The 794-nt window shown below is 36.6% G+C and carries 2 pseudogenes; both read left to right on the forward strand.

Annotated features, from left to right (window positions below):
- Positions 1 to 264: pseudogene (locus tag ACFINO_RS10235) on the forward strand (hypothetical protein); the annotation flags it as partial.
- Positions 254 to 794, forward strand: a pseudogene (locus ACFINO_RS10240) (hypothetical protein); the annotation flags it as partial. The pseudogenes ACFINO_RS10235 and ACFINO_RS10240, both read left to right, overlap by 11 nt.

Genomic DNA, 794 nt, shown 5'->3' on the forward strand with positions numbered 1-794 from the left:
CGCCGGCATGTGGGTACAGACGCTTCTCATGTTTATGGGGGCTTTCTAGCAACATTAACGGCGTGGTGTGAACATCATCAGATACCGTATGAAGGCATTCCCGTTGGTACCATTAAGAAAGCAATGACAGGCAAAGGGAATGCGTCAAAAGAAGAAATGATTAAGGCAATGCGTGCAAAAGGTCACGCGCCTTGTGATGACAACGAAGCAGATGCTTTGGCAATTTTATATTTAATGAAAGAAGGGGATATACATGTCCGGTAAAATACCATGGACGAGACTGTTTGCCGATAAATGGGCGGTGGTCGTCGATTATTTACCTCCTGTAGAAGGTAATATCTATATGAGATTGCGATTTCGCATGCTTCGTACTGGTGAACCTCTTTTTTGTAATATTAAAGTTTTATCTCATTACACTGGTTATTCAGTAAAGAAATTTGAGACAGCATTGAATGTTTTGCTAGAAGAGGGATACATCATTCGTTTAGAAGATGGTCGTTTATGGAATCTCGATGTTGAAGAAGAATTAAAAAATTGCAATGAGAATCTAAATAAACTTTCAGAAAAAGCTATAAAAGCTGCAAATACTAAGAAAAATAAGCATAAAGATAACTCATCAAAGAACCATGATGATGTCATGATGACGTCATCACGAGGTCATGATGACATCATGATGAAACACATTAACATAGACAATAACATATATAATAAAAAAACTAAAACTATCGTTTTATCAAAAAAAGAAATTGATTTTGAAGATTTAGAAATCACCGATTTGGTTCACGAGCCAATCG

It is taken from the genome of Bartonella sp. AA83SXKL (assembly GCF_042196965.1).
Lineage (GTDB): Bacteria > Pseudomonadota > Alphaproteobacteria > Rhizobiales > Rhizobiaceae > Bartonella.